23 protein-coding genes and 1 tRNA gene are annotated in these 23,618 nt (G+C 49.6%); 20 read left to right on the plus strand and 4 right to left on the minus strand.

Annotation, left to right across the window (positions count from 1 at the left end):
- Positions 1 to 40: 40 nt before the first annotated feature.
- Positions 41 to 113 (plus strand) — tRNA-Ala (locus AINA4_RS03590).
- Positions 114 to 166: 53 nt separating this feature from the next.
- Positions 167 to 517 (plus strand): zinc ribbon domain-containing protein YjdM, encoded by a 351-nt coding sequence (locus AINA4_RS03595; RefSeq protein ID WP_281787562.1) that lies wholly within the window; start codon positions 167 to 169, stop codon positions 515 to 517.
- Here the strand turns inward: AINA4_RS03595 and AINA4_RS03600 are convergent.
- Positions 514 to 1,851: a DUF4032 domain-containing protein gene (locus AINA4_RS03600; RefSeq protein ID WP_281787563.1), complete on the minus strand. Its 1,338-nt coding sequence runs from the start codon at positions 1,849 to 1,851 to the stop codon at positions 514 to 516. The two genes, AINA4_RS03595 and AINA4_RS03600, sit on opposite strands and share 4 nt — an antisense overlap.
- Positions 1,852 to 1,954: 103 nt before the next feature.
- The gene (gene ugpC / locus AINA4_RS03605) at positions 1,955 to 3,043 is read right to left on the minus strand and encodes a sn-glycerol-3-phosphate ABC transporter ATP-binding protein UgpC (RefSeq protein WP_281787564.1); all 1,089 of its coding nucleotides are present in this window, start codon (positions 3,041 to 3,043) and stop codon (positions 1,955 to 1,957) included.
- A 176-nt stretch (positions 3,044 to 3,219) separates the two neighbouring features.
- Here ugpC and AINA4_RS03610 point away from each other — a divergent pair, with 176 nt between their 5' ends.
- Genes AINA4_RS03610 through AINA4_RS03625 form a run of 4 tightly spaced genes read left to right on the plus strand, consistent with a single transcriptional unit; the run spans position 3,220 to position 7,481 of the window.
- Positions 3,220 to 4,275, plus strand: a complete 1,056-nt coding sequence (locus AINA4_RS03610) for an LLM class flavin-dependent oxidoreductase (RefSeq protein ID WP_281787565.1) — start codon at positions 3,220 to 3,222, stop codon at positions 4,273 to 4,275.
- 29 nt (positions 4,276 to 4,304) lie between these two features.
- Positions 4,305 to 5,954 carry an FAD-dependent oxidoreductase gene (locus AINA4_RS03615; RefSeq protein WP_281787566.1) on the plus strand — a complete coding sequence of 550 codons (1,650 nt, stop codon included), beginning with the start codon at positions 4,305 to 4,307 and terminating at the stop codon, positions 5,952 to 5,954.
- Positions 5,954 to 6,226, plus strand: a complete 273-nt coding sequence (locus AINA4_RS03620) for a metal-sensitive transcriptional regulator (protein WP_281787567.1) — start codon at positions 5,954 to 5,956, stop codon at positions 6,224 to 6,226. Before AINA4_RS03615 ends, AINA4_RS03620 begins: the two co-directional genes overlap by 1 nt.
- 13 nt (positions 6,227 to 6,239) lie before the next feature.
- Complete coding sequence (locus AINA4_RS03625; protein ID WP_281787568.1) at positions 6,240 to 7,481, plus strand: glycoside hydrolase family 3 N-terminal domain-containing protein; 1,242 nt, start codon at positions 6,240 to 6,242, stop codon at positions 7,479 to 7,481.
- Here AINA4_RS03625 and AINA4_RS03630 read toward each other — a convergent pair whose 3' ends face one another.
- Positions 7,482 to 8,528: an FUSC family protein gene (locus tag AINA4_RS03630; protein WP_281787569.1), complete on the minus strand. Its 1,047-nt coding sequence runs from the start codon at positions 8,526 to 8,528 to the stop codon at positions 7,482 to 7,484.
- A 162-nt stretch (positions 8,529 to 8,690) separates the two neighbouring features.
- On the opposite strand from AINA4_RS03630, the gene AINA4_RS03635 reads away from it, so the two are divergent.
- From AINA4_RS03635 to holA, 3 genes are read left to right on the plus strand one after another with little or no spacing between them, the layout of a single operon-like run.
- Positions 8,691 to 9,335: a helix-hairpin-helix domain-containing protein gene (locus AINA4_RS03635; RefSeq protein ID WP_281787570.1), complete on the plus strand. Its 645-nt coding sequence runs from the start codon at positions 8,691 to 8,693 to the stop codon at positions 9,333 to 9,335.
- The gene (locus AINA4_RS03640) at positions 9,332 to 11,353 is read left to right on the plus strand and encodes a ComEC/Rec2 family competence protein (protein ID WP_281787571.1); all 2,022 of its coding nucleotides are present in this window, start codon (positions 9,332 to 9,334) and stop codon (positions 11,351 to 11,353) included. Before AINA4_RS03635 ends, AINA4_RS03640 begins: the two co-directional genes overlap by 4 nt.
- A 9-nt stretch (positions 11,354 to 11,362) precedes the next feature.
- Positions 11,363 to 12,367 (plus strand): DNA polymerase III subunit delta, encoded by a 1,005-nt coding sequence (gene holA / locus AINA4_RS03645; RefSeq protein ID WP_281787572.1) that lies wholly within the window; start codon positions 11,363 to 11,365, stop codon positions 12,365 to 12,367.
- A 44-nt stretch (positions 12,368 to 12,411) separates the two neighbouring features.
- Here the strand turns inward: holA and rpsT are convergent, their stop codons facing one another.
- Entirely contained in the window at positions 12,412 to 12,672 is a 261-nt protein-coding gene (gene rpsT / locus AINA4_RS03650; protein WP_096381263.1) for a 30S ribosomal protein S20, read from the minus strand.
- Positions 12,673 to 12,847: 175 nt separating this feature from the next.
- Between rpsT and lepA the strand changes: the two genes are divergently transcribed.
- The 11 genes from lepA (at position 12,848) to era (ending at position 23,610) form a co-directional block, all read left to right on the plus strand.
- Positions 12,848 to 14,695, plus strand: a complete 1,848-nt coding sequence (gene lepA, locus AINA4_RS03655; RefSeq protein ID WP_281787573.1) for a translation elongation factor 4 — start codon at positions 12,848 to 12,850, stop codon at positions 14,693 to 14,695.
- The gene (locus tag AINA4_RS03660) at positions 14,692 to 15,354 is read left to right on the plus strand and encodes a DUF1990 family protein (protein WP_281787574.1); all 663 of its coding nucleotides are present in this window, start codon (positions 14,692 to 14,694) and stop codon (positions 15,352 to 15,354) included. Before lepA ends, AINA4_RS03660 begins: the two co-directional genes overlap by 4 nt.
- Positions 15,355 to 15,357: 3 nt before the next feature.
- A complete protein-coding gene (gene hemW, locus AINA4_RS03665; protein ID WP_281787575.1) occupies positions 15,358 to 16,584 on the plus strand; it encodes a radical SAM family heme chaperone HemW in 1,227 nt (408 codons plus the stop codon).
- Positions 16,585 to 16,650: 66 nt separating this feature from the next.
- The gene (hrcA, locus tag AINA4_RS03670) at positions 16,651 to 17,670 is read left to right on the plus strand and encodes a heat-inducible transcriptional repressor HrcA (protein ID WP_280798931.1); all 1,020 of its coding nucleotides are present in this window, start codon (positions 16,651 to 16,653) and stop codon (positions 17,668 to 17,670) included.
- A 26-nt stretch (positions 17,671 to 17,696) separates the two neighbouring features.
- Positions 17,697 to 18,806, plus strand: coding sequence for a molecular chaperone DnaJ (dnaJ, locus tag AINA4_RS03675; protein WP_281787576.1), 1,110 nt, complete (start codon positions 17,697 to 17,699; stop codon positions 18,804 to 18,806).
- Positions 18,807 to 18,809: 3 nt separating this feature from the next.
- Positions 18,810 to 19,538, plus strand: a complete 729-nt coding sequence (locus AINA4_RS03680) for a 16S rRNA (uracil(1498)-N(3))-methyltransferase (protein ID WP_281787577.1) — start codon at positions 18,810 to 18,812, stop codon at positions 19,536 to 19,538.
- 9 nt (positions 19,539 to 19,547) lie between these two features.
- Complete coding sequence (locus AINA4_RS03685) at positions 19,548 to 19,898, plus strand: histidine triad nucleotide-binding protein (protein WP_096381248.1); 351 nt, start codon at positions 19,548 to 19,550, stop codon at positions 19,896 to 19,898.
- Between the two features lie 46 nt (positions 19,899 to 19,944).
- Positions 19,945 to 20,922, plus strand: coding sequence for a PhoH family protein (locus AINA4_RS03690; RefSeq protein WP_281787636.1), 978 nt, complete (start codon positions 19,945 to 19,947; stop codon positions 20,920 to 20,922).
- Entirely contained in the window at positions 20,919 to 21,389 is a 471-nt protein-coding gene (gene ybeY, locus AINA4_RS03695) for an rRNA maturation RNase YbeY (protein ID WP_281787578.1), read from the plus strand. Before AINA4_RS03690 ends, ybeY begins: the two co-directional genes overlap by 4 nt.
- A complete protein-coding gene (locus AINA4_RS03700; protein ID WP_281787579.1) occupies positions 21,386 to 22,681 on the plus strand; it encodes a hemolysin family protein in 1,296 nt (431 codons plus the stop codon). The genes ybeY and AINA4_RS03700 overlap by 4 nt, the downstream gene beginning before the upstream one ends.
- A complete protein-coding gene (gene era, locus AINA4_RS03705; protein ID WP_281787580.1) occupies positions 22,681 to 23,610 on the plus strand; it encodes a GTPase Era in 930 nt (309 codons plus the stop codon). The genes AINA4_RS03700 and era overlap by 1 nt, the downstream gene beginning before the upstream one ends.
- The last annotated feature ends 8 nt before the right edge of the window (positions 23,611 to 23,618 follow it).

A 23,618-nucleotide genomic window follows, 5' to 3' on the forward strand; every position in this document is an offset into this window, starting at 1 on the left:
ATCTAAACAAGTTGTCACTGAGCAATAGCTCGGAACACTAGGGTCTGTGGCGCAGCTGGTAGCGCACCTGCATGGCATGCAGGGGGTCAGGGGTTCGAGTCCCCTCAGATCCACAAAAATCCCCGCATCAGGCGGGGATTTTTTGTTCTAACACTTATGGAGAATCATGGCTAATGCTTTACCTGCATGCCCTACTTGTTCATCTGAATACACCTATGAAATGGGTGCATTGTTGGTGTGCCCTGAGTGTGCACACGAATGGAACCCTGACGAAGATCAAGGTCTAGATTCGTCAGAAATTAAGGACGCTGTCGGAAATGTTCTCTCGGATGGCGATACCGTCACCGTGATTAAGGGTTTGAAAGTCAAAGGCTTTCCCCAAGACATCAAAGTGGGAACAAAGGTACGCAATATTCGTCTGGTTCCTGACGCTGCTAACGGTCACGACATTGACTGCAAAGTTGATGGTTTTGGCCAGATGCAACTCAAATCCTCTGTCGTGAAGAAAGTCCTCTAAACCAGGTCTCTCCAGTCCACCTCGGGTTCATCTGCTCCACGGGGTGGAGGAGGTCCGTCTTCAGCACCAAAACCGATGCTGTCGGTGTGGATGCCAATTGAAGCCGTGAATGCTCCAGTTGGGGGATTGATCACAACTTCTTCATCACGGCGATATTGCAACACATTGTCGATATAGTCACGAACAGCTTCATTGAGGGGAACATCTCGTGATTGCTTCTGGGACATGAACCATCGATGTTCGAGTACTTGGTGGAAAACTTCAGCTGGTTCTAATTTGCTGTCGAGGTTTTCTGGAACCGCCCTGATGACAGGTTCGAAAACACGGGTGAGCCATAAGTGCGCCACGACTTCTTCATCAAGGTTGAGCAGGCTCACTGTTGCCGCGTAAGCGTCTAGGTCGTTTAGAAGCCTCCGGGCCTGGTTCTCTTCGGTATCTAATCCCGTCAAGCGTAAAAGGCGTCTGGCATGGTGGCCTGAGTCAACAACTTTGGGTTGAATCTTGACGTGTGTCCCATCTTCATCTGTCTTGATGGAAAGTTCTTCAATATCGAACCCCAGCTCATTGAGTCTCTGGACTCGTTTGTTGATTCGCCATAGTTCGTTTTGTTTCAATAATTCAGGATCATTGAGTTCATGCCACAAGGTGTCATAGGAGGCCATGATGGACTCGCTTGTGGCCACTGGGTCTATGGAAGCATCGAGCTTTCCACCTGCCTGAATGTCCATGAGTTCACCGGCAATATTGACACGAGCAATCTCGAGATCGTGTTCGCGTTGACCTGGGGTGAGGTGGTCATAAAGTCTGCCTGTTTCGGCGTCGACCAGATAGGCAGCAAACGAACCAGCATCGCGTCTAAATAGAGTGTTAGATAAGGAGACATCCCCCCAAAAAAATCCAACATTGTGGAGTCGGACAAGGAGCAAGGCAAGAGAGTCAACGAGACGTTGGGTCGTTTCAGGGCGCAATGTCGTTGAATACAGAGCTCTAAATGGCATTGAGAATTTGAGATGCCGGGTTACCAGTGCGGCAGCTAAGGGATTTCCCGCTTCATCTTTACGCCCCTGAACAACGGCGACCGGTTCGACGCAGGGAATATCTATTTTTTGAAGATTCCGCAGCATCTCGTATTCGCTCTGTGCCATTTCGTCAGTGGTTTCTTTAATCGCGATGACGAAGCCGTCAAGTTGAGCAAAGCGCACAATGTGGCGAGAAATTCCCTTAGGCAGGGCTGTGATGGTGTCATCTGGCCACATTTCTAGTGGAAGATTCCAAGGCAACGCAAGCAGACCTGGTTCCACGGTGGCTGCGGTGATATTGAGTGAACCACTCATTATTTGTGAATTCTTCCTATCAAGCGAGTTGCCCGCGACCAGCTAGCTGATCGCGGGCAACACTGCACGAGAAGTTTCGAGGAATTGTCTTGATACAGAGGGACTAAAGAGTTACTGCCCCTGATAGACGCTCGCCGGACTCTGCGTCGAAGACGTGAATGTGCTTCTCGGTGGGAAGTACGAATACTTCATCGCCACGCATTGGGTGATCGCGCCCATCCACACGTACTGTGATGTTGTGCTCTGCACCATCAATGGTGACGTGGCCGTAGAGGTATCCGTCAGCACCGAGTTCTTCAACGACATCAACCTTGATTTTGAGGCCTTTATCTTTGTTGACAGTGAGGTCTTCGGGGCGAATGCCTACTGTGACGGCGCCGGTAGCTTTTTTCGCCACTTCAGCGTCAACCTTGGCAACAGTGTTTCCAAACTCGACACCACCAGATACAACTTTGGAGGGGAAGAAGTTCATTGCAGGAGACCCAATGAATCCAGCTACAAATTTGTTTGCGGGACGTTCGTAAAGGTCACGAGGACTACCAACTTGTTGAAGTAGTCCGTCTTTGAGTACCGCAATACGGTCACCCATGGTGAGTGCTTCAACCTGGTCGTGTGTGACATAAACAGTGGTAACACCGAGGCGACGCTGAAGAGAAGAAATTTGGGTACGAGTCTGCACGCGAAGCTTCGCGTCCAAGTTGGATAGAGGCTCGTCCATAAGGAAGACCTGAGGCTTACGAACGATTGCACGTCCCATGGCTACACGCTGACGCTGACCACCGGAAAGCGCCTTGGGCTTGCGGTCGAGGTATTGTTCGAGGTCGAGAAGTTTTGCTGCTTCGAGCACGCGTTCGGCACGCTCTTCCTTCTTCACTCCCGCAATCTTGAGGGCAAAGCCCATGTTCTCAGCCACAGTCATGTGGGGGTAAAGCGCATAGTTCTGGAACACCATAGCAATGTCGCGGTCTTTAGGCGGAACATCTGTAACATCGCGATCCCCAATAAGAATGCGACCGCTGTTGACTTCCTCGAGACCAGCGAGCATGCGCAAAGTTGTTGACTTTCCGCAGCCAGAGGGGCCTACGAGAACCAGGAATTCGCCGTCAGCAACCTCGAGGTTGATTTTGTCCACTGCGGGTTTGTTTGTTCCCGGGTAGAGGCGAGTGGCGTTTTCAAATGTAACTGTAGCCATGATGAGTACTGCTCCTTCACCGGCAGGTACGTGCCGGACGATCCGTTGTGAATGGAAAGTGATACCCGTCTTTGGGTATCACAATGTTTATTCTGGCATAGATGCAGCTTAGGGAATAGAACACGGCTTGTCTGAGTTGATACCAATAGTAAAAATTTCGGAATTTAAGGATGATCGTGGCACATATAGTGGAATTTGGTTTAGACACTTTTGGTGATGTCACAGTTGATCTAGAGGGCAATCCCGTCCCTCACGACCAAGTTCTTCGAAACGTAGCTGCCGAGGCAGTGCTAGCAGATCAAATTGGTTTGGATTTTTTCGGGATAGGGGAGCATCACCGTTCTGACTTCGCGGTTTCTTCACCGGAGGTTCTTCTCGGGGCGATAGCTGCACAAACCAAAAACATTCATTTGGGTTCTGCGGTTACTGTGTTGAGTTCAGATGACCCTATTCGTGTTTTTCAAAAATTTTCTACTCTGGATGCTGTTTCTCAGGGTCGAGCCGAAGTCATCGTTGGCCGTGGTTCGTTTACCGAGTCATTCCCGTTATTTGGATACGACCTTCAGGATTACGAAAAACTCTTTGAGGAAAAACTCGATCTCTTCGCTCATTTAGTCCATGGAGGTCCAGTTTCGTGGGAGGGCACGATCCGTCCTGCGCTGGTTGATCAAGAGGTCTTTCCTCAGACCGCTTCGGGAAAGCTAAAGACCTGGATAGGTGTCGGGGGGAGTCCCCAATCTGTTGTTCGTGCGGCCCAATATGGCCTTCCCCTGATGCTGGCGATCATTGGAGGAGACCCGCTGCGGTTTAGACCGTATGTTGATCTGTATCACCAAGCATTAACGCAACTGGACTTGCCAGTTCTACCAATTGGGCAGCATTCTCCTGGCTTTATTGCGGCGACCGACGAAGAAGCCAAAAATCTCATGTTCCCTCACTACGCAACCATGCATGAGCGCATCGGCCGCACACGAGGTTGGCCTCCGCTTTCGCGCGCACAGTTCGAACATGAGGCAGGGCCTGAAGGCGCTCTTTTCGCCGGGTCACCAGAAACTGTCGCAGTCAAACTTGCTCGGAGTATTCACGGTTTGGGGATCTCTCGCTTTGACCTCAAATACAGTTTGGGCACACTGCCACATGAGCATTTGATGGAAAGCATTCGCCTTTACGGTGAAGTGGTTGTTCCACGAGTTCGGGAACTGCTTTCAGAAATGGAAAGTAACACGGAGTAAACATACCCCAGGGGGTATAAACTGAAGATATGTCTCGGCCTCGCAAAATCGTAGTCATCGGTGGTGTAGCCGGGGGAATGTCCGCGGCGACACGTCTTCGCCGCCTTGATGAGAAAGCCAATATTGTTGTCCTGGAACGAAGCGGCTTTGTTTCCTATGCGAACTGTGGCTTGCCCTACCATCTCAGTGACACCATAGAAAAACGTTCTTTACTGATTCTGCAAAATCCAGTCAGCTTAGGTGCCCGATTCAACTTAGACGTTCGGGTACGTCACGAAGTGCTCTCTATAGACCGTGAAGCAAAAACAGTCACAATCTTTGACCGGGTGTGGAAAGTAACCTACGTCGAGAAATATGACTTTCTCGTTCTTTCTCCAGGCGCAGCAGCTGTGATGCCCGAAGGTGCAGATTCAAAATGGATTCTTGCGATGCGCACTGTGGAGGACATGGATAAAGCAATCGCCTGGTTATATCCCAATCCCAAGTCGGCGGTTATTGTTGGCGGTGGTTTCATCGGTTTAGAGCTTGCTGAAAATCTTCTCAAGCGCGGAATGAGCGTGACACTGATTCACAGGGGAAAGCAACTTCTGAGTTATCTCGATCCCGAACTCGCTGTTGCAGTAGCTCAACGTGTGCGTGCTGCAGGTGTTGATTTACGTTTGGGCTCAGCTGTTGAATCATTCCAGCGCACTTCAGTGACACTGGTAGGAGGCGAAGTTGTCCCAGCAGATGTGATTTTTTCTGCCATGGGAGTTAAGCCTGAAATCACACTTGCTGTGGAGGCGGGTCTTCGGATTGGTGCCAACGGCGGAATCTGGGTTGATGACCTGCAACGCACGAGTGACCCACACATTTTTGCTGTTGGAGATGCTGCAGAAAAGATAGATGCCATCAGTGGCGATGAAAGACTTGCAACCTTAGCTGGTTTGGCCAACAGGCATGGTCACTCGGTTGCCAATGCCATTGCTGGTGCTGACGCTGTTTCTGCAACACCAAGTTTGGGAACATCAATAGTGAGTTTTGACGGCTTGGTAGCTGCCACAGTTGGCTGGAGCGAGAAGGCTTTGCGTGCTGCAGGGCGCAAAGTTCGCGTAATTCATACGCACCCGGCAGACCATGCCGCTTATTATCCGGGCGCTCAAACAATGAGATTCAAGCTCATGGTGGATCCTGACACTGATCTCATTCTTGGCGCACAAGCAGTTGGCGGCAATGGCGTTGATAAGCGAATTGACGTCATTTCTACAGCCATGTTTGCTGGCATCACTGCATCACAACTTGCACAACTTGAATTGGGTTACGACCCACAACATGGATCTGCCAAGGATCCCATCAATATGTTGGGGTATGTGAACAGAAACATCGCACAGGGTCTTACACAAGTTGTTGAGTGGCATGAGATCGAATCACTCACTCAACAAGGTTTTACCATTGTTGACGTTCGCACTGAGGGCGAACACAAATACGGACACATTGCTAGTTCAGTGAACTACCCTCTCGATGTCCTACGAGATCACATTCAAGAGCTCCGAGGCCACAAGGTAATTGTGTACTGCCAAGTTGGTCAGCGCGGACATACCGCTGCACGTGTTTTAGCTCAAGAAAGCATTGAGGTTTTCAACCTTAATGGTGGATATCTCACCTATAAAGCTGGTTTAGCTTCGATTGGAGATCAATAATGACTGACGTGACTGCCGCAGAACAGCGTGCCATCGTTAATCGTCTCAGAAGAGCCCAAGGTCAGCTCGCCGCTGTTATTACAGCAATCGAGGCAGGAGGTGACTGCCGTGCGGTTGTCACCCAACTTTCTGCTGTTTCCGGAGCGATTGATAAAGCAGGTTTTGCCATCATTGCCAAGGCAATGCAGGATTGCATAGCCAATGGAGATAAATCAGATAAAGATGCTCCTACGGTTGCTGAATTAGAAAAGCTTTTTCTCTCCCTCTCCTAGCTAAACTCGCAGGGTGGGAACACTCAAACAAGTACGCCGTCGGTGGACGATACTTGGCGTGTTTGTTGCGTCTGTCTTCATTGTGTGGATCTGTGTGACGTGGCCTCAGCCAAAAGCTGTCGAAGCTGACCCGGCTACGTTTTATCGAGTTACCCCTGTAGCGCAGCCCACTGTGTGGGGTGAAGACCCTGTTGAGTTTTATGTTCACGAGACCATGTCTGAGATGTCTCTTGAGCAGAAAATCAGATCACTACTCATCATCAACCAACCCGGTATTGACGCAACCTCGCTTCAGGGATTTGTTGAGTCTCAACAATTGGGTGGATTCATCCTCATGGGTAGCAATATTCCTGAGACACCTGAGGAGCTATCTGGCATCACTGCTGCGTTACGGGGTAATCCAGAACTCCCACGTCTTATCGGCATTGATGAAGAAGGAGGCGAAGTCAAGCGACTTCCCTATGACACTTTTGCAGGCGCGGATGTGCTTCGCAATGAACCAATTGAGGCAACAGCCCAAGCATTTACTTCACGAGCTCAACTGTTGAAGTCGGTTGGTATCAATCTCAACTTTGGCGTTGTTGCTGATGTTTCTGGAGACGCCGCATCTTTCATTTATGGACGATCATTTGGCTCTGACGGTCTGAGCGCCGGTGATCGTGTAGCTGCTGCAGTGACTGCCGAGAATCCATATGTACTCAGTACTCTCAAACATTTTCCCGGTCATGGGAGTGCGCCAGGAGATTCTCACGTTGGCATTCCATCATCTCCGCTTGACTATGAGTCTTGGAAGCTGAGCGACGGAATTCCCTTTGCCATGGGTATTGCGGCAGGAAACCCTTTAGTGATGTTGGGGCATTTATCCTTCCCAGCAATTGATCCAGTACCGTCATCGCTTTCACAACGATGGCATCAGATTTTGCGGGAAGATTTGGGGTTCGACGGTGTCATCATCACCGATGATATGACCATGCTGGAAAGCTCGGGTTTACCGGAGTATTCCGACTCCACTACAAATGCAGTCGAAGCGCTGCGAGCTGGAAACGATCTTTTGTTGTATGTTCCGAGAGTGAATTTTGACGTTGGGGCACTAGTTTCTGCTGTAACCAATGCGGTGAAAGCGGGAACAATATCAGCGGCACAGCTTGATGAATCTGTAGCTCGTGTCCTCACTCTTCGCAGAGAGCTTTACCCTGAGGCAAAAACATGGATACCACCGTGTGATGAGAGATGTCTCATCTGGGTGACCTACTAGTTAGTCAGAAACACTGATTATTTCGTCGCGAATACGCCGAAGGTTTTCCATCAGGAAGCCAATTAATATCCAGTTAGCTCCTGAGGGTGGTGTGAGTCTGATCGGTTCGGTCAAGGCAGGTAGTTCATTTGTTGCTGGGTGTGATTGGTTGTGTGCAGGAAGACCTGCATCACGAACCAACATGCGCAGATCATGAGCTGAACGCATAAACTCTTCAGCAATCTGGGCAATACCAGGTTCAGCAATGACTGATTCGTCATAGTTGTCGCGAACTGCTCGAGCAACACCAATAGTTCGGGTGACGAGTACGGCTAATTGAGAAAGCAACTGTTGCTCTGCATCTAGTTCTTTCTCGTGTTTTCCTTTGATGACATTAAATCGAAGACTTTCTTGAGCAGTTTGGATTGTTGCCTGAGCAACGTTGAGTTGATTTCGAAGTTCACGTGCTCGTGTGTTGATGTTGGAGAGAACTTCATAGCTTGTTGAGCGTCTCAGCACACTTCCAATATCTTCGAGGACCTCCGCAATATTTGCTCCAAGTTCAGAAACTGCTTTTTGGGATGGTTCTAGGGCAACTGGGGGAACAATAACTGCATTCACAATGAATGCAATGGTTGCACCGATGATGGTTTCAACGATTCGGCCCAGGGCATATTCCGGTGTTGCAGAACCGATAGCGATGACCAGCATGGCGCTAATAGCAATTTGATTCGAAGTTCCCGGAGTGAATTTGAATAACCACCCAGCGATGAACGCAGCAATAACCGCGACTAGAACAAGCCAGCTGTGCGATCCAAAAATCAGACTTGCGCCTAAAGCCACAGCAACGCCAAGAACTACCCCGGTGCTTCGTTCGAGGGCTTTCCCCAAAGATTGATTGATGCTTGGTTGCACAACGATGATGGCCGCAATTGCTGCAAAGATAGGTTGCTCATCGGGATAAACGAGTAACGCGACAAACCACGCCAGAAGAGTGGCAATAATCGTTTTGGCAAGTTGTAAAAACGGGATGCGTTTCTTCGTTTGGACGTTGGAGACAATACTCACCCTCTCACCGTATGGGTTAAGCCGCTTTCGGCTTCAGTGCCACGCGTGGACACACTGCTAGACATGCACACTCAAGTTTCTGGCAGTTCATCCACAGAGAGCGAAAAGTGATCTCCTTTTCAATGCGAACTCATTTATGTTGTGTGGATGCAATTTCTGGAAATGCTGTTCAAGAAAACTTTCGGTCTGGAAAGAAAAGACCAGATCTCACTCCAAAAGCCTGCCCTCTACAGGTGGAAGATCACTACGGCTGCAGCGTTTATTGCAGGTTTAGCTGTGGTTATTATCGCTGTGGCCTGGTCATTCGTGGGTTCAGCTACCAGCAGTAACACTGTTCCTGTTGAGCTCAAATCAACTGCTCTCGGCAATCCCACAATCTCTGCACAAGAAATTGGCGTGCTTGTCCATGTAGCCGGAGGAGTGAATCACCCAGGTATTTACCAAATTTCCCCGGGCTCACGAGTCATCGATGCAGTTATGGCCGCGGGCGGAATAGCTCCTGGTGCCAGCGATTGTGGAATCAATCTTGCCCGTCAGGTATCTGATGGAGAGCAGATAGTAATCAGCGTAGACACCGACTGCAGTGCCGAAAAGGGTCAAGCAAACTCTGGAGGAGCCTTACTCTCTCTCAATAACGCAACTGCTGATGAACTTGATGGACTACCGGGAATCGGTCCCACTTTGGCTCAACGAATCCTTGAGTGGCGCGAGGCCAATGGAAGTTTTATTGACATAAATCAGCTCAATGACGTCCCTGGAATTGGAGACAAATTATTTGAGTCCCTGCACGAGCTTGTCAGCTTGTGAGTTTCACTTCACGAACCGTAGACCTTCGACTGGCTATACCGGTTCTTGCGAGCTGGATTCTCCTGGCAACAGCCATACTGCTTGGTCAAGAATTCGGTAAGAGTTTCTTGTGGGGATTGATCGGTTGCAGTGTTGGTTTTAGCGTTGCGATTTTCGGACCCCGCCTGCATTCGCTGCTGTTCCTGAGTGGATCGATTAACTCTGGTTTTTTCTTGATTTATCTGATTCGACTTCCAACACATCGTGAGTCAATGCCGTGGGAAGCCGTTGTTTCTCAACAACACGCCTCGCCTGAGTGGGCGGTCAATCTCAGGGAAAGATTTCTTGAGTTGACCTCCGAGCTTCCGGGGGGTGGTGGTGAATTATTGCCAGGTTTATCAATTGGGGATACTTCTCGGTTATCTGAATCACTCGATCACGCCATGAAAACAGTTTCTTTAACCCACATCACTGCTGTTTCGGGTGCAAACTGTGCAATTGTTACGGCCGGTGTCATGATGTTCGCTGCCTTGTGTGGAGCTGGGCGCAAACTTCGATTGATTGCTGGCATGACGGCACTTGTTGCGTTTGTGATTATTGTGACTCCACAACCGAGCGTGGTTCGAGCTGCGGTGATGGCAACTATTGTGATGATCGCTTTATTAATAGGACGCCCCGCTGCTGGTATTCCGCTCCTATCGAGCGCAGTTGTGGGTTTGCTGTTGTGGAATCCTTGGTGGGCGGTTGAATTGGGCTTCATTCTTTCTGTTTCTGCCACTGCTGGATTGTTGCTTTTTTCACTTCCGCTGTCCCAGAAGCTTGCTCAATGGATGCCTTATTGGTGTGCGGTAGCAATTGCCGTACCACTTTCAGCACAGTTGCTGTGTCAGCCATTTATTATCCTGCTTTCGCCACAGATGCCTACATATGGTGTTCTAGCAAATATGGTTGCTGGCCCTGTAGCACCACTGGCCACGGTCTTCGGCCTGCTCGCGGGTGTGCTGGCCATACCAGTACCTTGGCTTGCTCAGATGCTGATGTGGATCGGCTGGTTGCCTGCCCAGTGGATTGGGTCTACTGCCATGTCGGTTTCTCAATTCCCGTTTGCGTCCCTCGGATGGGTTTCGGGTGTAGCGGGTGCACTGTTAGCGGCATTTTTCAGTACGTGCGTACTTTTAGCCTTACTCGCTCGGTCGCCGCGCGTGAGGAGGGCATTCGCATCTCTTCTGACAGTGTCTGTTATGTCCTGGGTTCTTGTCTTGTTTGTCATCAATTTACGAAGCATTTCTTCTATCCCTGCTGGATGGAACATCGCAGTTTGTGATGTGGGTCAAGGAGATGCAATTGTGCTGGCATCGGAAGGCTCATACGCCCTTATTGATACCGGGCGAGAACAAGGCAAGGTGGAGGAGTGCCTGAGGAGATTAGGAATTTCTCGACTCGATCTCCTTGTTCTCACGCATTTTGATAAAGACCATGTTGGCGGGCTTCAAGCAGTTATCGGAAAAGTTGAAAAGGCCATCGTGGGCCAACCAGAAAACAAAGAAGATGAATCGCTATTGTCAGACCTCGCACGCTCTGGTGCACAACTCTCACGTGGATTGAGCGGAACGTCAGGATATCTCGGCGCTGCGAAGTGGCAAGTTTTGTGGCCAGACGGATTACACCCAGAAATGAGTGTCGGAAACCCAGGATCTGTGACACTGTTGGTTAGTTTTCCCGAATTTCAGAGTCTGTTTCTGGGTGATTTGGGAAAAGAATCTCAACTCGCATTGTTGAAGACTGTTTCCCTCCCTCAGATAGATGTTGTGAAAGTAGCTCATCATGGATCAGCAGATCAAAGCATGACTTTGTATCAACGCATCCAGCCTGCAGTTGGCTTGTTTTCTGTGGGGAAAGGCAATGAGTATGGTCACCCAAGAAAAGAAATCTTGAATGAGCTAGAAAGCTTGAATGCTCTTACCCCGCGAACCGATGAAGACGGATTGATTCTTGTCTTACCGAATCAGACAGGGATCTCTGTCTGGACTGAGCATTAAGCTTGCATCATGGCAGCTCAGAGAAAGAATTCCATTCCACAGTTCACGTGGTCAACTGCCGTACCCGCACCTCTCGTGCTCGTCACTGGTGCTGAAAGTTTCCTAGCCGATCGTGCTACGCAGCGGATACGCGAATCACTTCGTGCTGCAGATGCATCCTTGGAAGTCAGCGATATTGATGCAAGTTCGTATACCCTTGGCCAACTCCTCACTCTCGCCAGTCCTTCTTTGTTCGGGGAGCCCCGATTAATTCGAGTCAGCGACGTTGAAAAATGTAACGACGAATTTCTCCTTGACATGCTTGACTATGTCGCATCTCCTGATCCCGACACCACCGTGGTTCTCCGTCATAGCGGGGGAGTGCGTGGCAAAAAACTACTCGATACTCTCCGAGCAGGAACTGGTGAAGCCGTAGAGGTCGTATGTGTCGAACTCAAAAGCGATAACGACAAATATGACTTTGCTGCCCAAGAATTTCGACAGGCAGGTCGAAATATCTCACCAAGTGCGCTGCGTTCGCTCGTCCAAGCATTTTCTGGATCAGGTTCGGAGCTTGCCAATGCTTGCCAACAACTTATCGCCGATGCCGAAGGTGAAATAACAGACCGAACTGTCGAAGATTATTACGGTGGACGAGTTGAGGCTACAGCATTCAAAGTCGTTGATAACGCAGTTGCCGGTCGACTTGGAGACTCACTTGTCATTCTTCGCCATGCTTTGCAAACGGGAGCCGACCCTGTTCCTATTGTTGCGACGTTCGCGGCAAAACTGCGTTTGATGGCCAAGCTCTTCGGCGAGCGTAGAAGCGCAGGAGAGCTAGCCGGAGCGCTGGGAGCAGCACCATGGCAGATTGATCGAGCACGCAAGGATCTTCAAGGATGGACCGAAACTGGATTAGGCAATGCCATAGAGGTCATCGCAGAAACAGATGCGAATGTAAAGGGAGCATCGCGCGACCCTGTCTATTCACTTGAACGCATGGTTACTGTAGTTGCGCGTTACGGAAGACGTTAACTAAATAAGGCCCCCTTTGAGGGGGCCTTATTCAATAGTGATTCTTAGAGAGCAGCAACCTGCTTGGCAATGGATGACTTGCGGTTCGCGGCGTTGTTCTTGTGAAGAACCCCCTTGCTCACTGCCTTGTCGAGCTTCTTGCTTGCGTTCTTTAGTGCTGCTTCAGCTGCTGCCTTGTCGCCAGCGCTGATAGCGGTCTTGGTTGCACGAACGGCGGTCTTCACTTCAGACTTCACTGCCTTGTTGCGCTCGTGAGCCTTCTCGTTGGTGCCAATTCGCTTGATTTGCGACTTAATGTTTGCCACGTTTACCGTGTCTTTCACTCGTTATTCGTACGTTTGGATTGTGTCGCGCTAGAGGTAGAGGGCTCACGGCGACGAATCGTGCAGGTGGGACTACACGTAAGCCAATAGACAACACTACCAGTAATCGCTGTCGTTGCTAAAACTGTGCCTGAGTTCGTGGGAGACTAGAGGTTCTATGTCTCCTCGTTCCTCAAAACCATTGCAGCCTGCGTCAACCAACCCAGCGAAGATTCGCAATTTTTGCATCATCGCTCACATTGACCACGGTAAGTCGACCCTTGCCGATCGCATGCTTCAAATCACCGGCATTGTTGATGATCGTTCTATGCGTGCTCAATACTTGGACCGGATGGATATTGAACGTGAACGTGGCATCACGATCAAAAGTCAGGCAGTGCGCATGCCGTGGGACGTTGACGGACAAACTTATGCCCTGAACATGATTGACACCCCAGGTCACGTTGACTTCACCTATGAAGTTTCTCGTTCCCTTGCCGCGTGTGAAGGGGCGATTCTTCTCGTTGATGCAGCTCAGGGCATTGAGGCGCAGACGCTCGCGAACCTTTATCTGGCAATGGAAAATGACCTCACAATCATCCCGGTGCTCAACAAGATTGATTTGCCAGCTGCAGACCCTGAAAAATATGCCAAAGAGCTCGCGGATTTGATCGGTGGCAAGCCTGAAGATGTTCTTCGCGTATCAGGTAAAACTGGCTTGGGTGTTCCTGAATTGCTGGATCTTGTGGTCGAGAAGATTCCTGCTCCAGTCGGCCAGGCAGATTCTCCTGCTCGAGCAATGATTTTTGACTCCGTGTATGACGCATATCGAGGAGTTATCACTTACGTACGTGTTATCGACGGCATGCTGAAGCCTCGTCAACGAATCCAAATGATGAGTACCAAAGCTTCGCATGAGTTGATCGAGATTGGTGTTAGCTCGCCAGAACCCATTCCCTCAGAGGGATTAGGGGTCGGTGAAGTGGGCTATCTCATCACCGGCGTTAAAGATGTCCGTCAGTCCAAAGTTGGTGACACTGTCACTGACTTCGTCAAACCTGCTACTGAGCCACTGCCGGGATATACCGACCCCAAAGCAATGGTATTTTCTGGGCTTTACCCCATTGATGGCTCGGACTATCCCGTGCTTCGTGAAGCTCTAGACAAGCTCAAACTCTCCGATGCTTCTCTGAATTATGAACCAGAAACTTCTGTTGCACTTGGGTTTGGTTTTCGTTGTGGTTTCTTAGGCCTGTTGCACTTAGAAATCATTACCGAACGTCTCGAACGCGAATTTGGTCTTGATCTCATTGCCACAGCTCCTTCAGTTCCCTATGAGGTCACAACTGAAGATAAAAAGACCGTCACCGTGACAAACCCCAGCGAATACCCTTCGGGAAAGATCATTAAAGTATCTGAACCCTTAGTTCGCGCTGGAATTCTCACTCCCAAGGACTACGTCGGAACAATCATGGAATTGTGTCAAAGCCGTCGTGGAAATCTTCTTGGCATGGAGTACTTCGGTGAAGATCGTGTCGAAATGAAATACGAAATCCCACTGGGGGAGATTGTCTTTGACTTCTTTGATCACCTCAAGAGCAGAACCCAGGGTTATGCCTCATTGGACTATGAAGAAGCAGGTGAGCAGGATTCTGATCTGGTTAAGGTCGACATCCTCTTGCAAGGGGAACAGGTGGATGCCTTCAGCGCGATTGTCCACAAAGATAAGGCTTATGCCTATGGTCTGATGATGACGGAACGTTTGAAGAAACTCATTCCGCGTCAACAGTTTGAAGTGCCGATTCAGGCTGCTATTGGGGCACGTATCATTGCGCGTGAAACCATTTCTGCAATCCGCAAGGACGTCCTTGCCAAATGCTACGGCGGTGACATTACTCGTAAGCGCAAACTCCTCGAAAAGCAAAAAGAGGGAAAAAAGCGTATGAAAATGGTTGGCCGTGTCGAGGTTCCACAAGAAGCATTCATTGCAGCGTTACAAGGTGATGATGAGGTGAAAAAGAAATGACCGAATCAGCACGTCGAAGCAATTACTCTGCCGATCGCTCGGTAACTTACGGAAGCGTTGGAGCAACTCAAGCAGCAGATGTTTTGGTTTTCCCTCCGCAAGGCTTCTCATCCTCGCAGTCAGAGTTTCGCCTCGGTAGCGGTCAAGAACGTTTTGACGCTGCTTCTGCCGCACTGATGACGTGGGGTGTTCCGTGTGGTTCACGTCTCGAGGTCGTGAAGATTGACCAAGCAGATGCTGAAGGTTATGCAGGCTTGTTATTCAATGAGTTTGGTGCCCCGATTGCACCAACTTCTGATGTGTTAGATCAGCTCTATTCCTCAGATGGCACCCCGTTTCTTTCTGCGGGAACCACGATTGAACTTGCTGGTGTGTGGACCCCGTCAAAGATTTCTGCCTCTTATCGCGTGATTTATGTCGTCCGCGAAGACCGTCGTATGGGTTATGCACTTGGAACTCTCGATTCCGTGCCAGTTATTGGCGAGGAATACTTTGGTGTGGAGTGGCGCGAAGATGATTCAGTGTGGGCTGTAGTTCGCTCTGTCACCTCAATTGCTGAAGGTAGAAAATACGCCTGGAGTGCCCCACTCATTCGCGCGCGTCAGTGGTGGCTTCGTCGTCATTACGTCCGAGCTTTGCTTCCTGCCCGTTCGGTGTAAACAATGGCTAGCCAATTGCCAGATGGTCTGGCTATGCCGCTCAATGGGGCATTGCCGAGCACTGTAGGTGTTGGCGCCTTGGGCAAAACGATGAGCGCCTATGTGCACATTCCCTTTTGTCGGGTTCGTTGCGGCTATTGCGATTTCAACACCTACACTTCCACTGAGCTCAGAGGAGTCTCACAAGCCTCGTATGTGGAGGAACTCAAGAAAGAAATAGCTCTGTCGATAGATGTTCTTCAAAGAGCAGATGTCTCAATAAGACCGTTACACACTATTTTTTTCGGTGGTGGTACACCGACGTTACTGCCTAGTTCTGACCTAGCAGATGCGTTACAAGCTCTTCGTGGCAGCCATGGAATTGAACCAGAAGCTGAAATCACGGTTGAAGCCAATCCGGATACCCTCACCGAAGAATATGTTGATGGATTAGTCAGAGCTGGTTTCACACGTGTGAGTGTGGGAATGCAATCTGCAGTTCCCCACGTACTTTCAGCACTGGATAGAACACACAATCCAGCTGCCGTCGAACAAGCGGTTTCATATATTCAGTCTGCCGGGCTAGAAGCCAGTATCGATTTGATCTATGGATCTCCGGGAGAGAGCCTGGCAGATTGGCGGAGGTCTCTAGAACAAGCTATCTCTTTGAACACAGGGCATATTTCTGCGTATGCCCTCATCGTTGAAGACGGAACAGCTTTGGCGCGCAAAATTAGTTCTGGAGCCATGGATGCTCCTGATGATGATTTACAAGCAGAAATGTATGAACTAGCTGAAGAGCTTTTGAGCAAAGCTGGATTTGAGTGGTACGAAATAAGCAACTGGGCGAAGTCGCAACAGCAACAGTCACAACACAATCTTGCCTATTGGAATAATCAAGATTGGTGGGGCTATGGACCTGGTGCACACTCGGCTATCGGAGGCATACGTTTCTGGAATGTCAAACACCCAGCTGCCTATGCCGGACGTCTTGCCGAGGCTCACAGCCCAGCCTTGTCCTATGAAACTCCTGACGAGCAAGCAGTCAGATTGGAACAGGTGTTATTAGGGTCACGAATAGCGGCAGGCATACCCACTCAAGGACACAATCCTCAAGCCATTTCTACTCTGATTGCTCGTGGTCTCATTGACGGTAAGCGTGCCATGAGGGGCCGAATTGTCTTAACCCTTTCTGGCCGCCTTCGTGCTGATGAAGTTGTTCGAGAATTACTCTTTCGTTCTCAGGATTGACGGCGGAAAATCCGATATCATTAGCACTCAGGAGCATCGAGTGCTAGTGATGTAAAGGAGGATTCGATGGTTTCACAACGTGGGCTTGAAGTTCTTCGCGTCATCGTCCAAGATTACGTTTCTTCACGTGAGCCCGTCGGTTCAAAAGCTATTGTTGACCGCCATCAATTTGGGGTATCTGCAGCGACAATTCGTAACGATATGGCTTTGCTGGAAGAAGAAGAGCTCATCGTTGCCCCTCATACATCTAGCGGTCGAGTTCCCACAGACAAGGGATATCGCCTTTTCGTTGACCACCTTGCCGAAGTCAAACACATCACGCCCACGCAAAAGCAAGCCATCGATCAATTTCTCGATGATTCAGCAGATTTTGATGAACTCCTCGGGCGAACGGTTCGCTTGCTTTCTCAATTGACTAACCAGGTCGCTATCGTCCAATACCCGACATTGGGTTCTACCCGAATTCGTCACATCGAGCTCGTTTCACTGGGTAATCGTCGTGCTTTGTGCGTTGTGATTAGCGACAACGGCCAGGTCGAACAGAAATTGATAGATCTCGAAGTTGAGCTCAGTGAACAAGACCTTGCCCAGTTATGTTCTGGAATTAATGCTCAAGTAGCCGGGAAGCTTCATAGCGAGCTTTCTGAATCAATAACTTCACTCACGTCCCAGGTGCCGAACGCCCTGATTCCAGCAGTCACACACATAGCCTCAGCTCTGAGTGACAGCATTCAAGCTAATCGGCAAAACAAGTTAGTGATGGCGGGCACAGCAAACTTGGTGCGAACGGGCGAAGATTTCTCCGACAGTATTTACCCAGTTCTCGATGCCATTGAAGAACAAGTAGTCCTATTGAAACTATTGACCGAAATGAAGGCGGATGCTGACGAGGTGGCAGTAAGTATCGGCCGTGAACACAGTAATTCAGGCTTAGAGCAAGCAAGCTTGCTTTCCACTGGCTACAGCTCGGCTGGTGAAAAGGCCACGCTAGGGTTGGTCGGACCAACCCGAATGGATTATTCCTCCAACATCGCATCAATTCGTGCTGTTGCCCGATATCTCACTCGTGTGCTCGATGCACGCTAAACCCTCATTCAAAGGAGATGGCCTTCGTGGCTGATCATTACGACGTTTTAGGTATCTCACGTGATGCCAGTGCTGAAGATATCAAGAAGGCCTATCGCAGACTTGCACGTGAGCTTCACCCTGATGTGAATCCAGACGAGGCTGCACAAGAAAAATTTAAACTCGTCACCCACGCCTATGAAGTTCTCAGTGACCCCGTGCAACGCCAACAATATGATTTGGGTCCACAAGCCGGCTTTGGCGGAAATTTCGGCGGGCAAGGTTTTAGTGACTTTGGAGACATCTTCAACACCTTCTTCGGTGGAGGCCAGCAACGCGGTCCCCGCTCCCGCATGGAACGTGGTCAAGATGCTCTACTGCGCGTAGAGGTAGACCTCGCTGATGTGATTTTTGGCGTTCACAAAGATATTGAAATTGATACAGCAGTGGTGTGCGAAACCTGTTCGGGAAACTGCTGTCAACCAGGGACTTCGCCAGTGACCTGTGACATTTGTGGCGGTTCTGGTTCAATTCAACGTGCAGTTCGCTCACTGCTGGGAAACGTCATGACTTCCAATCCTTGTGGTAGCTGCAGAGGTTATGGAACCACCATTCCCGCACCGTGTACAACATGCCAAGGGCAAGGCCGTGTAAGGGCGTCGAAAACTATTCCCCTGGACATTCCTGCAGGTGTGGATACAGGTGTTCGACTTCACATGGCTCAAGCAGGAGAAGCTGGTCAAGCAGGCGGCGTCCCCGGCGACCTATATTTTGAAATCAAAGTCAATCACCACGATGTGTTCAGTCGAGACAATGATGACTTACTGTGCACTCTGGAAGTTCAAATGACCGATGCCATCTTAGGAACCACAGTTACGGTTCCAGGGCTTGATGGTGAGGTCGCACTCGAAATTAAACCCGGAACGCAAGGGTCAGAAGTTCTGACCGTTAAAGATCGGGGCATAACGCGCCTTCGCGGAAATGGTCGCGGTGATCTTAAAGTGGGAATTCACGTGATTACACCCACAAAGTTGAGCTCAAAAGAAAAAGAACTCATTTCAACTTTTGCCAAGGGCCGAAAGCAATCCGCTCCAGCATTGACTCATTTCCAACAGGGAATGTTCTCTAAGTTGCGCGATCGATTCTTCAACGTTTAACCAATGGCACACTTTTACATCCTGGAAAGCCTGGAATCCTCTACTATCGGGTCCGAAGTAGTTTTGGATGGCTCAGAGGGAAAACATGCTGCCACAGTCTCTCGAGTGCGACCAGGGGAGACTTTCACTTTAGGCAATGGGCGCGGTCTCGTTCTTGAGGTCGAAGCTGAATCAGTATCTAAAGACTGCGTTCAACTTCGGGTACTTCAGGTTGAAAACAAGGAACGTCTTCATCCAGAAATTCTCCTGGTCCAAGCACTTGCCAAAACAGATCGTGATGAACGAGCAATCGAAGCAGCAACAGAGCTTGGTGTCGACACAGTAATTCCATGGGCAGCGTCACGGAGCATCTCCAAATGGGAAGGGCCCAAGATCGAAAAAGGCATTGCGAGATGGTCAGCAATTGTTCGTGAAGCGAGCAAACAATCAATTCGTCCCTACATTCCTCAAGTGCATCCTCCCGTTACTACTGCAGAACTTGTGAAGATGTTGCCAGCTGCTGACATCGTCGTGTTGGACCCCACAGGAGATGTTCCACTGAGTTCTTTCAATCCCACATCGCATCAAATAGCGATCATTGTTGGTCCAGAGGGCGGCATCACAGAGACTGAATTGGATACTTTCCGTAATGCAGGTGCCACAATCGTCACGATGGGAAACAATATTCTTCGAACGTCGACCGCAGGACCTGCTGCATTGGCCATCATGAATGCCAAACTAGGGCGCTGTTAAGCTAGAGCTATGTCCGAACAGACTCCTTCGATTTTCACAAAAATCATTAATCGCGAAATACCAGCAGAAATTCTCTTTGAGAATGATCGTCTTATTGCCATCCGAGACATAGCTCCACAAGCTCCTATGCACTTACTTGTGATTCCAAAGTCTGAAAACTTCCAGAACGTCACCGAATTAGCTGCAGGCGATCCTCAACTATTGGCAGAAATAGTCTCCACCGCTCATAACCTGGCAACCTTGCACTCCAACGGTGAGTATCGTTTAGTCTTCAACACAGGTGAGAGTGCAGGTCAGACAGTTTTTCACGTACATGCACACGTACTCTCCGGCGGTCTTCAGGAGCACACACTTGCCTGAATTTGCTGCACCACATTCAGACGTCATCACTGTAGATGGCGTTGAAATGGTTCGATTGTTGGGGCCACAAGACCGATTACTCACCACTGTTGAAAAACAGTACCCACTGGTTGACGTTCATGTTCGGGGAAATGAGATTCGTTTCAGCCCCAAAAACGCTAGTGACGATGCTCACAAAGAAGTTCTCGCAGCTCAAGAGCTCGTGCGCGAGTTATTGACCATGGTTCGACAAGGACAGGATCTCGCTCCAACTGATGTGACAAGCGGGAAACACATACAGGAAGCGCACCCGCACACATCGCCTTCAGCGGTATTGGGCGAAGATATTCTCTCCACGCGCGGAAAAACTCTCCGCCCTAAAACAGTTGGTCAGCAGGAATATGTCCGCGCCATAGAAGATCACACTATTACTTTCGGCATTGGCCCAGCCGGAACGGGAAAAACTTACTTAGCAATGGCAAAAGCTGTTCAAGCTTTGCAACGCAAAGAAGTCGAACGCATTATCTTGACTCGCCCAGCCGTGGAAGCAGGGGAGCGGCTGGGATTCCTACCAGGAACCCTCACGGACAAGATTGACCCATATCTGCGGCCACTTTTTGACGCTCTCAACGAAATGCTCGACCCTGAGCTTGTTCCCAAACTGATGGCGGTAGGCACCATTGAGGTCGCACCACTGGCGTATATGCGAGGTCGCACACTCAATAATTCCTTCATTATTTTGGATGAGGCACAAAACACCACTCCAGAACAAATGAAAATGTTCCTAACTCGACTTGGTTTTGACTCCAAGATGGTCATCACCGGTGACATCACTCAGGTGGACTTACCAACTTCTGCGAGCGGTTTGAGATTAGTCACAGGAATCCTTCAGGATATCGACGACATTCACTTTGCTCGCCTGACAAGCGCAGACGTTGTTCGCCATTCCCTTGTTGGACGCATTGTTGATGCCTACAGCGAATATGACGAAATGTCATTAGCTTCTCGTCATAAGCGAGAACAAGCCAAGGAAGCCCGTCAATGAGTATCGAAGTAAACAACGAATCCAGTTTCACTATTGATGAAGCGGCTCTCCAGCGTTTAGCAACATACTGTCTGGATGCTATGCGCGTTCATCCCGATGCAGATCTTGCCCTTGTCCTTGTTGACGAGGGCGCCATGGAACAACTTCACGTTCAGTGGATGGGCGAACCCGGCCCTACAGATGTATTGAGTTTCCCCATGGATGAGCTACGTCCAGGAAATGACGATGTCGTGACGCCACCAGGTGTGCTCGGTGACGTTGTGTTGTGTCCTCAAGTTGCTGAGGTCCAAGCAGAGGGTGCTGGTCATTCAACAATGGACGAATTGCTCTATCTAACTGCACACGGCATATTGCATCTTCTCGGGTTTGACCATGCTGAACCTGATGAAGAAAAAGAAATGTTTGCCCTACAAAGGGACCTCATTATCGGGTTCACCATGGCAGAGAAACAACGAGAGACTTCGTGACAATTTTTCTCACCGTTCTTGGCATGATTGCGCTGATAGGTTTCGGCGGGTTGATGGCTGCCAGTGAATCAGCAATGGGTGTGATGTCGTCTGAAGACTTTCGCCAAGCCGCTCAAGGACGACGAGCAGAGCGATCACTTTTGGCAATTTCACGTGATGTTGGTCCACACCGTACAGTAACTACATTTGTGAGAATTCTTGCCGAAACGGCTGCCGCCGTTATTGTCACACTGGCTCTAGTTTCACTAGGACTGCCTTACTGGGCAGCTTTGCTCTTTGCAATTTTGGTGATGTCTATAGCCAGCTTTGTTCTGGCCGGTTCAAGTCCACGATCGGTCGGTCGAGTGCATCCAGAAAAAGTATTGAGTGTTTCAGCGCCACTCATTCATTTCTTTCGAGTCATTCTCGGCCCTCTGGCAAACTTCCTTGTCACCATGGGAGATAAAGTTACTCCAGGTCGACCAGGCACAACATCCTTTGCTTCCGAAGAACAACTTTTGAGCATGGTCGACGAAGCCGTAAAGCATGACGTGTTGGAGACTGAGGAACGAGAACTTATTCACTCCATCTTCGAATGGGGAGAGACCGTTGCACGTGAGGTCATGATTCCTCGAACAGATATGGTCACGATCGACTCACATGCATCTTTGAGTGATGCTGCCAAGTTGTTCCATGAATCTGGATACTCACGTGTGCCAATCATTGGTGAAGAGATTGATGACATCGTTGGTGTGTTAAACCTTCGTGATGTCTCTCGTCGAATGTTTGAACACCCTGAAAACTTCGCCGAAGGCAAACTCATTGATCTGGCTCGACCTGCAATGTTTGTGCCTGAATCAAAGAAGGTGGATGACACACTCAAACAAATGCAAGCCGAATCTATTCACATGGCATTAGTCGTGGACGAACACGGAGGCATTGCAGGCCTTGTGACTCTCGAGGATCTTATTGAGGAACTCGTGGGTGATATTTCTGATGAACATGACCGTGGCGCACCGGATATTGAGCAGATTCGCGAGAACATTTATCGCGTAGCCACACGTTTACCCCTGGATGAATTAGGCGAACTCTTTGGGCTTGAACTCGAGGACGAAGATGTTGACTCGGTTGGCGGATTGCTGGCAAAAGAGCTCGGCAGACTCCCTGTTGTGGGAGATAGCGTTACCGTCAGTGGATTGATCATTACAGCTGATGTGAGTGGCTCACATAGAAAGCGTGTAACCCGAGTGGTTGTAGAACGCGATCAAGATCTCATCGATGCACTCAAAGCTTTTTCAGAACAGGATCAATAATGGCGAGACCACCCAAAGCATCAAAGCGTGAAGAAAGCTCAGGTGAATTTCGTTCAGGATTTGTTTCGCTGGTTGGACGCCCTAACGTGGGCAAATCCACATTGACAAACGCCCTTGTTGGCGAAAAGGTTGCCATTACCTCTTCGAAGCCACAAACCACTCGTCACACAATTAGAGGAATTACGAACCGTCCCACTGGACAACTGATTCTTGTTGACACCCCAGGAATTCACCGTCCCAGGACCCTACTAGGTGAGCGATTGAATGCCCTCGTTCAGGCAACTTTGGGAGATGTTGATGTCATTGGCATGTGTTTTCCGGCTGATGAACCAATCGGCCCAGGCGATCGCTTCATCAACGAACAATTGGACAAGTATCCACGAGCAATTAAAATAGCAGTCATCACGAAGACAGATGTTGCATCCAAGTCCCAAACAGCCGAACGGCTGATCCAAGTTCAAGAGTTGCGAGACTGGGCAACAATCATTCCTGTTTCGGCTGTTGGCGATGACCAAGTTGACCTACTTGCTGAAGAGCTCATTCAACTTCTGCCACTTGGTCAACCTCTATATCCCGAAGAAACCAATACAGATGAAGGTTTAGAAAAGCGCATTTCTGAACTCATTCGAGAGACCATTCTTGAGGGAGTCCATGAAGAACTCCCACACTCCCTTGCTGTCACTATCGACGACATGATTGAGCGGGAGGATAAGGATCTTCTCGAAATTTACGCCAATGTTTTCGTAGAGCGCGACAGTCAAAAAGGAATCATCATCGGTTCTGGTGGAGAGCGACTCAAAGACATCGGTCAACGCTCCCGGGCAGCGATCGAGCCCGTTGTTGGTCAGAAAGTTTTTTTATCTCTGCGTGTAAAGGTTGCCAAAGATTGGCAGCGGGACCCCAAACTCCTACAGCGATTGGGCTTCTAAAGTTCAAG

The sequence above is a fragment of the Aurantimicrobium sp. INA4 genome (assembly GCF_027924525.1).
GTDB lineage: Bacteria > Actinomycetota > Actinomycetes > Actinomycetales > Microbacteriaceae > Aurantimicrobium.